Origin of the sequence: Bacillus sp. Root131, from assembly GCF_001429475.1 — a bacterium.
Classification (GTDB): domain Bacteria; phylum Bacillota; class Bacilli; order Bacillales; family Bacillaceae_G; genus Bacillus_A; species Bacillus_A thuringiensis_S.
In genome coordinates, this window is sequence record NZ_LMJQ01000001.1 from 2,106,164 (window position 1) to 2,118,416 (window position 12,253).

Below are 12,253 nucleotides of genomic sequence, written 5' to 3' on the forward strand. Positions count from 1 at the left end.
GAGGGAAGAATATGACGACGATAGAACAGTTAGAAAAACATTTTAAAATAAGAAGAAGTGCTTCTTCTATTATGATAAAAGAAAATAATGCAGAGATTTTTACAGAAGAGCAATTAGAGGGAATGATGCAGTATTGCGTTACTGAGGCTGAAAAAGAGGGAATAGAAAACTTACATTTTGAAACTTCTTCAAAAAGCCCAAATTATGATGTGTATAAAAAATGTTTCGACACGTATTCATTTGAATATATTACTGAAAACATGATTGTATTTAAAGATATATATGAAGTAGAAGATGTAGAAAGTGAAATTGATTTTAAGCTTATTGAAGAAGTTGGAGAAGAGGCTTTTTATTCACTGTGGAATGAAGCGACGGGAGAACCAGTCGCTCATGATCAATTTGTGCATATGATGCTACAAGAAATTGGTGAGCAATGGAAAGAACATTGTTTAACAGCAAGTGTCGATGAAGAGCCGATAGGAATTGTAATTCCGCATATTGAAAGAGGTACGTTAGAAGAAGGGAAACTTATGTACTTCGCAGTTACTCCAAATATGCGTAATAAGGGATATGAAGCTGCACTATTTGCAGGTGCGATGTTTGTCTTAAAGGAAATAGGTGCATCTTATTATATTGGTGAGACAAATGTACAAAATGAGTGGATGAAGGATGTTTTTGAAAAGAACGGATGTCAGCTGCTGAGTTGTACTGAGCGGTATGTGAGGGTGTTTTAGGAGGATGAATGGTCTATATTCTCGAACTCGTATAGCGGGAGGGGACTATTTATTCGCACCCTGATCGCGGGACAGTTGTATATAAAGATTTAGGTGATGAACAAATTGCATATGTCTTTCGAGGGAATCCGTGTACAACTTATGAACAAGTAAAAGAACTTTTTGCCTCTTTGTAAGATAAAAAGAAAAATGAGAACGACAAAATAGATATTCCTATAATACAATAAAGAAAGATTCGATTATATGAGAAAGCGTTGGTGAAAGAATGGAGCAGCAAAGAAATTGGCTACAAGCAACTGTAGAAAGAATTGAAGATAATACGTTACAAATAAAGTGGGAAAATAATATAGAAGAAGTTCGTATTTATTGGAGTACTTCACCAGATCATATTGAAGAAAATGGAGAACTACTTGCAACGGTAAATGGAGAATTATCATATACAATTGAAAACCCGAGTGAAAATGAACGTCCATATTTTAGATTAGTAGGAAGTAATGGACAAGCAGTAACAGTAGCCGAGCGTAGATTGCCATTACAAGGTGCGTTTAACTTCCGTGATATGGGAGGATATGAAACGACTGAAGGCCGTAAAGTAAAATGGGGCAAATTATACCGCTCTGAAGAATTAGCAGGGCTAACTGAATGGGATATTGCCTATTTACAAAAGTCTGGCTTAAAGTTAATTTGCGATTACCGTACAGACTTTGAAGTGAAGCATAAGCCGAATCCAGAGATTACGGGTGCTCGTCAAGTGTGCTTACCAGTTATGCAAGACTTAGCGAAAGACTTAAATATAAATGAGTTTTTCCAAGTTGGTGACCTTTCTATGTTAGGAAAACCAGGTGAATATCTTGTGAAAATGAATCAAGGTTTCGTAAGTGGTAACGAGGCATTCGTGAGCTTCTTAAACTTAGCGCAAAACCCGGAAAACTTACCGTTAGTAAACCACTGTACAGCTGGAAAAGATCGTACTGGATTTGGTTCAGCATTATTACTACTTTTACTAGGTGTACCAGAAAAAACAGTAATGGAAGACTACTTACTAAGTAACGGATTTCGTGAAAAGCTAAATGAAAAAATGGTGGCCTTTTTAGGTGCGAAATTACAAAACGATGAGAGCAGAGCGATATTAGGTGCAATGTTTGAAGCACGTGCTGAATACTTGCAAGCTGCGATTGGTGAAATTCAAAAGCAATACGGATCAGTTGAAGCATACGCTGAAAGGGCTCTTGGCTTTACGAAAGAGTCGTTAGAGGAAATGAAAGAGTTATTGCTGGAAGATAAGTAAGAAGAAGGGAGGCTGGTTTTAATTAGCCTCCTTTTCTTATTGTTGTTATAATTAAGCTATGAGAATATAGGAGTTGAGGAAAACATCATGAAATACAAAGTTATATTATTCGACGTAGATGATACATTATTAGATTTCCCTGAAACGGAAAGACACGCATTACATAATGCGTTTGTACAGTTTGGTATGCCTACAGGGTATAATGATTATCTTGCAAGTTATAAAGAGATTAGTAATGGATTATGGAGAGATTTAGAAAATAAAATGATTACGCTAAGTGAATTAGCAGTAGATCGATTTAGACAATTATTTGCACTTCATAATATAAACGTAGATGCGCAGCAATTTAGTGATGTATATCTTGAAAACTTAGGGAAAGAAGTACACCTTATAGAAGGCGCAGTACAATTATGTGAAAATCTACAAGATTGCAAGTTAGGTATTATTACGAATGGATATACGAAGGTGCAACAATCAAGAATCGGAAATTCGCCTTTATGTAATTTCTTTGATCACATTATTATTTCTGAAGAAGTTGGTCATCAAAAACCAGCGCGTGAGATTTTTGATTATGCATTTGAGAAATTTGGAATTACGGATAAATCAAGTGTACTAATGGTCGGAGATTCGCTAACTTCTGATATGAAAGGCGGAGAAGACTTCGGCATTGATACGTGTTGGTATAATCCAAGTTTGAAAGAAAATAGGGCAGAAGTTAAGCCGACTTATGAAGTGGAGAGTCTGCTACAAATTTTAGAAATTTTGGGAGTGGCGGAAGAAAAGGTAGCTTCATTTTAATTGTGCTGATATTTGTCGGCAAATCGATGATATATTGTAAGTTGCGATAGATATATTTGAAAAATCGCTCATATAAGTTCATATACTAAGATATAGAACAAAAAATAACGCTACTATACAAGGTCATTCACGTGTTATAATGCGTGAATTAAATATACGTATATAAATAGTTTCTCAGAGTGATGCGATGTCATGTATGATTAGTGTAACAACTAGAGGTGAATGAAGGATGTTAACGTTTTTATTTGAGTTAGACAAGAATCTCCCGCAGAAGGATGAGCCACGGTATGTTGCTTATACAAATGGTTTTATCGAAGGGGATTTAACAATTTGTATGGGTGACAGAGTATTTTTTCAAAAATCATGTATGAAGGTTGCAGAGCTGGGCATTTATTTAGGTCAGTGGATGGAACAAGTTCAACACGGGCAAAACGTGCCTATGAAATATGAAACGGCTGACCGTGAAGAGGTCATTCTTGGCTTATTCTATGAAGAGGATCATAACCAATGGAATGTTTCTTCCAGCTGGCAAGAATTTGAACTTCAAGAGCGTATCTCTACTGAAACATTAGTAGAGAGCGTTCAATGCTATTTATATGAGCTAAATAAGGAACTGCGTGCGATAGAATATCCTGTGACGTTTGATCAGTACTTAAGAGGAGAGCGAATGATGCAGCTTTCTTACAAACGACCGTGTGATAGCAAAGCAGATACGACGCCGATAGAGGTTTATAATGGAAGCGAGCAAGTAGGCGTAGTAAGGGGCTATTATAAAAATACGCTGATGAGAGTGCTGGATTTTATTCCGAAAATTGGTAGTAATATCATTTATGAAATAAAGGATATTAAGAACAATATTCGCGTCATTGCAAAGGATGTAAGTAGGCAGCGCCAAAGAAAGATTTTAGTAACGTACATCGATAATAATGATGCAGAGCATAAAATACTTGTATGTGACGGAAAGTTATTGGATGCAAATTTTATATTTACCTTTACATATAAGGCAGAAGAATATGTTGTTCATAAAACTTCATTTGGAATGGGAAAATTATTACGAAAAGGCTATTTAATCGCAGATTGGAATATTCGTCTTGAGGAAGATATGTATTACATCGAGATGAATGCATATGATGGAGATTACATGGAGGATCAATACTTACTATTAGGCGTATTTCATGCGGTTTTATATGGATAATCGATGAGAAATACCGTCATTCTTCTTGGAAAGAATGACGGTATTTTTTATTTATCCTCAAAAATAAAAATCTCATCAATCGTACTATGAAGTGCCTTCGCTATATCGTGAGCGAGTTGCAATGAAGGATTATACTTACCTTTTTCAAGGTGGCTAATTGTTTCACGGCGTACACCAACTTGCTTCGCTAAATCTTCTTGTGTCATGTTCAATTTTGCGCGGTATTCTTTTATCTTCGTTACGAACGCCATGGTGCATCTTCCATTTCATCAACAGGTTTATCATAAAAGAACATAGAAAAACCGAACGTAATAATGAGTGTGCCGAAAATAAGAGCGATATCAATTTCTTGTAGCGCCGGGTTTGGAAATAACATTTCAATAAATATAATGATAGCGGTAGTTAGTAATGTAACGATAAATGCATTGCGACACGATTTATTGACAATTTGTTCAAACAGTTCATCGTGTTGAACTGTTCTATACGATGTGAAAAAGGAGAAGAAACAGAACATAGTAAACAATCCTTTTTCATAAAAAAATCCGAGGAAACCGAAGAAACCGAGAAATCCTAAATATTTTATCCAAGTTGTTTTCATGATAGGTCCTCCTTACGTTGTTAGAAATAAGTCACGTTATGTTACAAATATATCACAATTGGATAGGAATGGTAATAATAGTTTTCCAGTTTGCTTCATAATAATAGTAAAAAGAGGAAATATGCTGCGAAATAAAGAGGATAATATTGTAAAATGGTTGTAAGGAGGGGGAGGAAGAAATGCTAACTTGGATCATGATCGTTGTATTACTTGTAGTGATTACTGTCATTGCGACGGTGTTAATTGGGCGGAATGGTGATGCAAATTATAGCAAAGCGACAAAGGGGAATATTAAACGATTAACAATGATTTATATTATACTAGCTGTCGTTTTAGTTGTTGGATTAGGGGTGTATATTTATTTTAAAGGTTAAATAAACTGAAAAATGTAAAAATCTTAAAATAGAAGTATGCTATAATATCAATATAGTTATTTGGTAATTAAGGAAAGGATTGGATGGAATGATTGAAATTACGAATGTGTCAAAAAGTTATAATGGGTCTACCTATGCAGTAAAAGATTTAAGTTTATCTGTACCTAGCGGCGAAATCTTTGGATTTTTAGGACCGAATGGTGCGGGTAAATCCACGACAATTAAGATGATTACTGGCATTCACGGGGTGGACAAAGGGACGATTACGATTAACGGAAAAAATATTATGGAAGAGCCGATGGAAGCGAAGAAGACGTTTGGTTATGTGCCGGATAGCCCAGATATGTTTTTACGTTTAAAAGGAATTGAATATTTAAACTTTATGGCTGATATGTATGAAGTGCCGAAAGAAGTAAGACAAGAACGAATAGAGTCTTTAGCGAAGAAGTTTGATCTTTATAATGCATTATCTGATCAAATTCAAAGTTATTCGCACGGTATGAGACAAAAAATCGTTATTATTGGTGTGCTCGTGCATGAACCAGATGTATGGATTTTAGATGAACCGTTAACAGGGCTTGATCCGAAATCTGCATATATTTTAAAAGAAATGATGAGAGAACATGCGGATAAAGGAAAGATTGTATTTTTCTCTACACACGTATTAGAAGTAGCGGAAAAAATATGTGACCGGGTTGCTATTATTAATAAGGGGAATTTGCAGTTTAAAGGAAATTTAGATGAAATGAGAGATCATTTTAAATCCAATGAATCACTTGAAAAAATGTTCTTGGAGATGACGGGCAATGAGTAAAATTTGGACGTTAACGAAGGTACTATTAAAGTTAAATTACGCAGATTTTATAGCAGATAAGAAGAAGCGATGGGCGTATTTATTTTCATTTGCAGCTATTTTATTTGTTGGATTTTTAATATTTGGTTCGATGACGCACGGAATGTATGAAGGTCTGAAACAATTAGGGCAAGGGCCGGGAATGATTATTGCAATGGGACTTGCGATTGCGAGTATATGGGTATTTTTAATGAGTATAACGAACATTTTAACTGTATTTTACTACAGCAATGATATTGAAATGTTACTGCCGTTACCATTAAAACCAGCGCAAATTATTTCGGCAAAATTTTTAACGGTATTAATTACACAATACGTAATGAGTTCATTCATTTTATTACCAATCTTCATTACGTACGGTTTAAAAAGTGGCGCATTTATTACATATTACATATATATGATTTTTATTTACTTACTCTTCCCAATCGTGCCGTTAGTATTAGCTTCGTTACTGATGACAATTATTATGAGGTATACAAATATAGCGAAAAATAAAGATCGAGGAAATATATTTATTGGAATCGTAAGTATATTATTTATTGTAGGAATTAACGTATTTATGCAGTGGAGAAATAAAAGTGCGTTTTCTGGAGATGGGGCTGCGGAATACCTTGTAAATAATCAATCTTCTCTTTTAGTACAAATGACAAATTATTTTCCAACTACATATTTTGGAGCAGTGGCATTAGTAGAAAATGCAAATTGGAAGGGACCTTTATATGTAATAATCTTTGCAGTTATTTCATTTGTCTTCTTTGTGTTGTTTTATTACATAGCAGAGCGTACATATTTAAAAGGGGTTATTGGACTTTCAACGAGTACAGCAAAGAAACAAGTTATTTCGGCGGAAGGTTTACAGAAATCAACAGTACAAAGTTCGCATTTAAAAGCGTATGTGAAAAAAGAATTTAAAACGTTATTCCGTACACCACAATTTTTCTTAAATTGCATTGTACAAACTTTCGTTATGCCAATTATGTTGTTCTTTATTTTATTTGTGCAAGATGGAAATTTAAAGTTTATTACAGAGTATATTAACAATCCAAAGACAACAGGATTTGCAATTGGTGTTGGTCTTTGTGCATCGTTATTTTTAATGGGTAGTAACGTCATTGCAACAACGTCATTTTCGCGAGATGGAAGCTCTTGGTTTGTGAATCGTTATTTACCAGTAAAGGCTTCGGATATCTTTTTTGCGAAAGCAATCACTGCTTGGTTAATTAATGTGATCATTTTAGCAGTATTCGGTATTACGATGGCAGTTGTAGCTGGGATTTCTCCAGTCTTTATGATACTGTGGTTTTTACTAAGTGCGAACGGGTTGTTATTAATTAATTTAATCGGAACACGCTGGGACGCGCAAACTGCAGATATTCATTGGGATACAGAGCAGAAATTATTTAAGAGCCGATATACCACTTTGTGGAATTTTTTAGCTAATATTTTAATAGCTTTAATTATTGTGGGGGGAGTAAGTGTATTATACTTCTTCCTTCATGTCGGACTGTGGGTTATGTTTATCGTTTTATTTGTAATGTTTACGATTGTAAATTATATCTTTATTAAAATGTTAAAATTAGGTGCTGAACGTATACTGTCAAATATTCAATAAGAAGATAGATCCTCTGTATTCATGCAGGGGATCTGTGTATAGATGGAGGAGAAAAAGGTGAAGAAAATAGCAATTGTAACAGGGGCAACTCGTCTGAATGGAATTGGTGCAGCTGTATGCAAGGTGCTTGCTCAAAAGGGGATAGACATTTTTTTCACGTACTGGCCAAAGTATGATAAAGCGATGCCATGGGGAATGAGTGATCAAGAACCCTTTTTGCTGAAAAAGGAAATTGAAAGTTACGATGTTCGATGTGAAATGGCAGAAATCAATTTATCGCAGTCTTATTCGCCAAATCGTTTGTTTTATATGGTATCAGAACGGTTAGGTGATCCATCTATTCTAGTTAATAATGCAGTATATTCTACTCATACGAGAATTGAGGAATTAGATGTAGAGCAGTTGGATAAACATTATACAGTTAATATTCGGGCTACTATGCTATTAAGTTCATTGTTTATAAAACATTATTCACTTAAAACGGGCGGGAGTATTATTAATCTTACTTCAGGACAGTCAGTAGGTCCAATGCCAGATGAACTAGCATATGCAGCAACGAAAGGGGCAATTGAAGCATTTACAAAGTCAGTAGCACCAGTAGCGATGGAGAAGGGGATTACTGTTAATGCCGTTGATCCAGGACCAACAAATACAGGGTGGATTACAGAGGAATTAAAACATTATTTAGTATGGAAATTCCCGCAAGGTAGAGTTGGAGAAACAATGGATGCTGCGCGCTTAATTTCTTTTTTAGTAAGTGAAGAAGCGAAATGGGTTACTGGGCAAGTTATTCACTCGAATGGTGGTTATTCATAAAAATATTATGTTAACAAATGTTGAGAAACAAAAAACGAAAGGAAATTTTATTTTTTTGTATAAATAAAATGTCAAGAAAGATAAAAATTTGATAGAAGAGTATATCGTCATATAAAGATAGTAATTCTTAATGTGACAATATACTCTTTTTCTTTTACTTACGAGCAGAAAAATGAAGTAGAAGAAACTCGAATATTAAAATGAGTTTATCAGTTTTTGTCCGTATTATTATGAAGATTACTGTCGGAAAGATGGTAATTCGTATGAAAAGGGATTTTTTAAGGGGAAATCGAATCGTAAAGGGGAGGATAAATAAAGTAAACATAGGGGGATTTATATGAAAATGAAAAAGGTCGCTATCGCATCGATAACAATTGGTACAATGCTTACTATGGCAGCTTGTAGTCCATCAGCAGATAAAGAGGCAGAAAAGAAAGAGCAAGTAACAGCGCAAAATGAAGGAGAAGCAAAAACGACAAGTGCAGATGAAGCGTCCAAAACAACGAAAGATACTGAAAAAGAAACAAATACTTCTTCAAATGAAAAAACAGATAAAGATGCAAAAAATACGAAAGAATCATCAGGAACAGAAAGTAACGGCAAAACGTCAACTCAAAATGAGAATGTGAAAACAAAAGAAAAAGAAACGACAGGAAAAACGAATGACCAAACGACTAGCGGGAAAACAGCAGATCAAAGCACAAGTACAAGCTCAAACACAAACAATAACGAAAAGACAACGAAAGATCCGAAGAAAAGTGTTGCTGTGAAAACGAACGTTAAAGAAGTTGTGGCATTAATTGATAGCTTGGACAAGCAGTTAGCTGCTAATCCAAAATTGGAAACAGTGAATAAGCTTGGCAAACAAATTAATGAAAAGTGGGACGTGATTGAAAAAGAGCTAGAAGCATCACATCCGACGGATTCTAAAACAATCGGTCAAAGTATGTATCCGTTAATTGTAGGAGCGGAGAAAGAAAAAATCGATATTAATAAAATGAAATCATTAACGACGAAAACGAAAAAAGATTTAAATCAGTTATTGACGAAACTTTCATAGTTTCAAAAGCCTACTCGTGTGAGTAGGCCTTTTTTAGGTTGTTGTAATGTGCACAGTATAACTTATTTATTATCATTTTCAATTACGATGCGAAAGGAACTGAATGCTTGTTGACTGATATAATCTTCTTCGCTAACTTTAAAAGGAAATGGAAAAGCAACGAGTTGAAAATTACTTTCCTGATCCACTGAAGGCAATGTGAAATTAAAGATTTGTCTTGTTTCAGGTGCAACCTTAGTATAAACGACTTTTCTATTGTTAAATATTTCAACTTGTTTCCAATCTTTAAAAGCTACGATTGCGTAAGTCATTTCATCATTCGTTTCATTACCGTTTGATAGGGTTAATTGCTTGCCTTCCTTTTCAAAGAAGACAGTTTGTAAGTTCTCTTCACGGTTCGTAACAAATAATGGTTCGTAAAGACCATCTTTTAAAATAGCATCTGGATCTATAAGGGAGAGTTTTATTTTTTCGTTTTCTTTCTGAAAAGGATGCATTGAATATCGCATACTTAGAATATCTTCTAAAATTGCTGCTTTATTTAAGTTATTATCTTTTAATTTGTATTCAGGTTTTTTAATTATTAAAAAGGTTAATTCATTTCCATTAGGAGAGGTGTGTAAAGAGATTTTCGTAGTAATTGAACTGTTTGGTTTCATATCAAAAAAATAGTGTGATATTTCATTAGTAGTATCTTCTATTCTAAAAGGTTTTTGTTCGTAATCTTCTAGAACAATTAATCCATATTTTCGGTTTTCATTAATAGTATGTACGAATGATAATGTTACATTAATTTTATTATCCTCACTAGTAATTGTACTGCCATTGTTGATATGTTGGCCTTGATTATCCTTCAATCCGTAAGAAATAGTATTGGTTTGTTGCTCTCGTTTATTTTCTATGGAAAGAGGATGAGGTTGTATGATTGAAGTATTGAACAAAATATAAATTGTAAGTAATGAAATAAGTAAAACACCGCTAATAATATATATTTGTTTCATAAATAGCACCTCAATATATGTAAAGTATTAGAGAAAAAAGATATGCAAGATGCATATCTTTTTTCTCTTTCTTACCAGAAGGCTTTTGTTTCGTGATTTACATCATTATAACCACTTAATTTATAGGTATGATTACCGATAGCGTAATCATCTCCATAATAAACGCTTGTGTTGGTCGCTGTAGCATTTACAAAGGATGATTTTTTTGCACTATTACTTTTCGTATTTACTAATGAGCCATCGCCATTGAAAGTTCTTGCTTTTGCATAAACATAGTCTTCGGTCGTAGTTGATTTCGATTTCGCAACTGCATATGGGTTACCAAAAAAGGGAGTATATACGCTAATGTTAGAGTCATTCTTAGGTGCAGCTGCAACAGTCAAACTAGGAACACTAGATGTTTTTGTTGATTGAATTGTATCAAAGTCAACTAAAACGGGCTGCTTGTCTACAGTATCGACCTCTGAAGCACTTGCGTTATTAGTAAAACCAAAACCTAAAACCGCTAACCCTAAAGTTGTCACCGATAAAGATTTTTTCATATTCACTAATTTTCCCACCTTTTTAAATTTTTGAGTTCGAACTCAATTCAAACAATATATGAAAATTTCGAAACTCTCAATGGTTTATCCCATACTTAACTTTTCTTTTACTTTCGATTCAACATGTCTTCATTTGCAAAAAAGCGAATATATCTTCTAATGCTTAGCCAGCAAGGGATACAGGTTTAATTTTATGAAATTCGTGTAAATTTAAATCTATTCATGTCATTATCTCTGTTATTTTTAAGTTCATATGGGAAACTTATTAAAAAAAGGATGGTGACAAAAATGACAATCGATCGAATTTGTACAATTGGACCCGCAAGTAATAATAAAGAAACGTTAGCACAGTTAATAAAGAATGGTATGAAAATTGTTCGACTGAATTTATCGCATGGCACGCATGAAAGTCATAAAGACATCATTCGTTTAGTGAAATCATTAGATGACTCTATTAAATTTTTGGGTGATGTACAAGGTCCTAAAATAAGATTAGGTGAAGTGAAGGGAGAGCAAATTACACTTCAGGCAGGAGATTCTTTTATTTTACATACAAAACCAGTTACAGGGAGTAATACAGAAGCAAGTGTTGATTATGAAGGAATTGCGAATGATGTGAAAGTAGACAGTAGAATTTTGATTAATGATGGAGAAGTTGAATTAATTGTTGAAAAGATAAGTACGGACAAAATAGAAACAAAGGTTAAAACAGGTGGCAATATCTCATCTCATAAAGGAGTTAATTTACCAGGTGCGACTGTTCGTTTACCAGCTATTACAGAGAAAGATAAAAAAGATATTCAGTTTCTTTTAGAAGAGGATGTTGATTTTATTGCGTGTTCTTTCGTACGAAAACCTAGTCATATAAAAGAAATACGAGATTTTATACAACAGTATAAAGAAACTTCTCCAAGTTTAATCGCTAAAATAGAAACGATGGAAGCAATCGAGAATTTTCAAGATATATGTAAAGAAGTAGATGGAATTATGATTGCAAGGGGCGATTTAGGAGTAGAGTTACCATATCAATGTATTCCCCTTTTACAGAAAATGATGATTCGTGAATGTAATCGAACGAATACATATGTTATTACAGCAACACAAATGCTTCAATCTATGGTAGATCATTCTATTCCAACAAGGGCTGAGGTGACTGATGTGTTTCAAGCTGTACTGGACGGGACGAATGCAGTTATGCTTTCAGCTGAAAGTGCATCAGGAGAACATCCAATCGAAAGTGTGAGAACATTACGTCTCGTTTCAGAATTTGCGGAGCATATTAAAAAAGATGGACCTTTTGCGATGAAAGATGTACTGCAATTACTGCGTGAGTCTCTGGATGAGTAATAAATAAAAAGAGGGCGGATATGCATCCGCCCTCA

Annotated in this window: 14 protein-coding genes; 10 read left to right on the forward strand and 4 right to left on the reverse strand. The window is 34.3% G+C overall.

The features are described from left to right. Positions 1-11 precede the first annotated feature (11 nt). From ASE54_RS10575 to ASE54_RS10590, 4 genes are all read left to right on the forward strand, one after another. On the forward strand, positions 12-734 hold the full coding sequence (locus tag ASE54_RS10575; protein ID WP_000207413.1) for a GNAT family N-acetyltransferase: 723 nt from the start codon (positions 12-14) through the stop codon (positions 732-734). A 265-nt stretch (positions 735-999) separates the two neighbouring features. Continuing rightward, a complete protein-coding gene (locus ASE54_RS10580; protein ID WP_000437804.1) occupies positions 1,000-2,022 on the forward strand; it encodes a tyrosine-protein phosphatase in 1,023 nt (340 codons plus the stop codon). 87 nt (positions 2,023-2,109) lie between these two features. Continuing rightward, the gene (locus tag ASE54_RS10585) at positions 2,110-2,820 is read left to right on the forward strand and encodes a YjjG family noncanonical pyrimidine nucleotidase (RefSeq protein ID WP_000875914.1); all 711 of its coding nucleotides are present in this window, start codon (positions 2,110-2,112) and stop codon (positions 2,818-2,820) included. A gap of 229 nt (positions 2,821-3,049) precedes the next feature. After that, positions 3,050-4,015: a hypothetical protein gene (locus ASE54_RS10590; RefSeq protein ID WP_000955111.1), complete on the forward strand. Its 966-nt coding sequence runs from the start codon at positions 3,050-3,052 to the stop codon at positions 4,013-4,015. Between the two features lie 47 nt (positions 4,016-4,062). Here the strand turns inward: ASE54_RS10590 and ASE54_RS10595 are convergent, their stop codons facing one another. Both ASE54_RS10595 and ASE54_RS10600 read right to left on the reverse strand, forming a co-directional pair. Then, positions 4,063-4,266, reverse strand: coding sequence for a helix-turn-helix transcriptional regulator (locus ASE54_RS10595; RefSeq protein WP_000896294.1), 204 nt, complete (start codon positions 4,264-4,266; stop codon positions 4,063-4,065). Continuing rightward, a complete protein-coding gene (locus ASE54_RS10600) occupies positions 4,254-4,613 on the reverse strand; it encodes a DUF3796 domain-containing protein (RefSeq protein WP_000859207.1) in 360 nt (119 codons plus the stop codon). Before ASE54_RS10600 ends, ASE54_RS10595 begins: the two co-directional genes overlap by 13 nt. Before the next feature lie 179 nt (positions 4,614-4,792). Here ASE54_RS10600 and ASE54_RS10605 point away from each other — a divergent pair, with 179 nt between their 5' ends. The 5 genes from ASE54_RS10605 (at position 4,793) to ASE54_RS10625 (ending at position 9,328) form a co-directional block, all read left to right on the forward strand. Further along, positions 4,793-4,987, forward strand: coding sequence for a hypothetical protein (locus ASE54_RS10605; RefSeq protein WP_000958863.1), 195 nt, complete (start codon positions 4,793-4,795; stop codon positions 4,985-4,987). Positions 4,988-5,075: 88 nt separating this feature from the next. After that, entirely contained in the window at positions 5,076-5,801 is a 726-nt protein-coding gene (locus ASE54_RS10610) for an ABC transporter ATP-binding protein (RefSeq protein WP_000570204.1), read from the forward strand. Further along, the gene (locus ASE54_RS10615) at positions 5,794-7,452 is read left to right on the forward strand and encodes an ABC transporter permease (protein ID WP_000036853.1); all 1,659 of its coding nucleotides are present in this window, start codon (positions 5,794-5,796) and stop codon (positions 7,450-7,452) included. Before ASE54_RS10610 ends, ASE54_RS10615 begins: the two co-directional genes overlap by 8 nt. 57 nt (positions 7,453-7,509) lie before the next feature. After that, positions 7,510-8,268 (forward strand): SDR family oxidoreductase, encoded by a 759-nt coding sequence (locus ASE54_RS10620; RefSeq protein WP_002082465.1) that lies wholly within the window; start codon positions 7,510-7,512, stop codon positions 8,266-8,268. 337 nt (positions 8,269-8,605) lie between these two features. Further along, a complete protein-coding gene (locus ASE54_RS10625; RefSeq protein WP_000782525.1) occupies positions 8,606-9,328 on the forward strand; it encodes a hypothetical protein in 723 nt (240 codons plus the stop codon). 62 nt (positions 9,329-9,390) lie between these two features. On the opposite strand, the gene ASE54_RS10630 is transcribed toward ASE54_RS10625, so the two are convergent. Together ASE54_RS10630 and ASE54_RS10635 are read right to left on the reverse strand one after the other, a co-directional pair. Further along, positions 9,391-10,329, reverse strand: coding sequence for a hypothetical protein (locus ASE54_RS10630; protein ID WP_000810164.1), 939 nt, complete (start codon positions 10,327-10,329; stop codon positions 9,391-9,393). A 71-nt stretch (positions 10,330-10,400) separates the two neighbouring features. Further along, positions 10,401-10,877: a hypothetical protein gene (locus ASE54_RS10635; protein ID WP_001056355.1), complete on the reverse strand. Its 477-nt coding sequence runs from the start codon at positions 10,875-10,877 to the stop codon at positions 10,401-10,403. Positions 10,878-11,159: 282 nt separating this feature from the next. Between ASE54_RS10635 and ASE54_RS10640 the strand changes: the two genes are divergently transcribed. Beyond that, a complete protein-coding gene (locus tag ASE54_RS10640) occupies positions 11,160-12,218 on the forward strand; it encodes a pyruvate kinase (protein WP_000151075.1) in 1,059 nt (352 codons plus the stop codon). Positions 12,219-12,253: the final 35 nt, after the last annotated feature.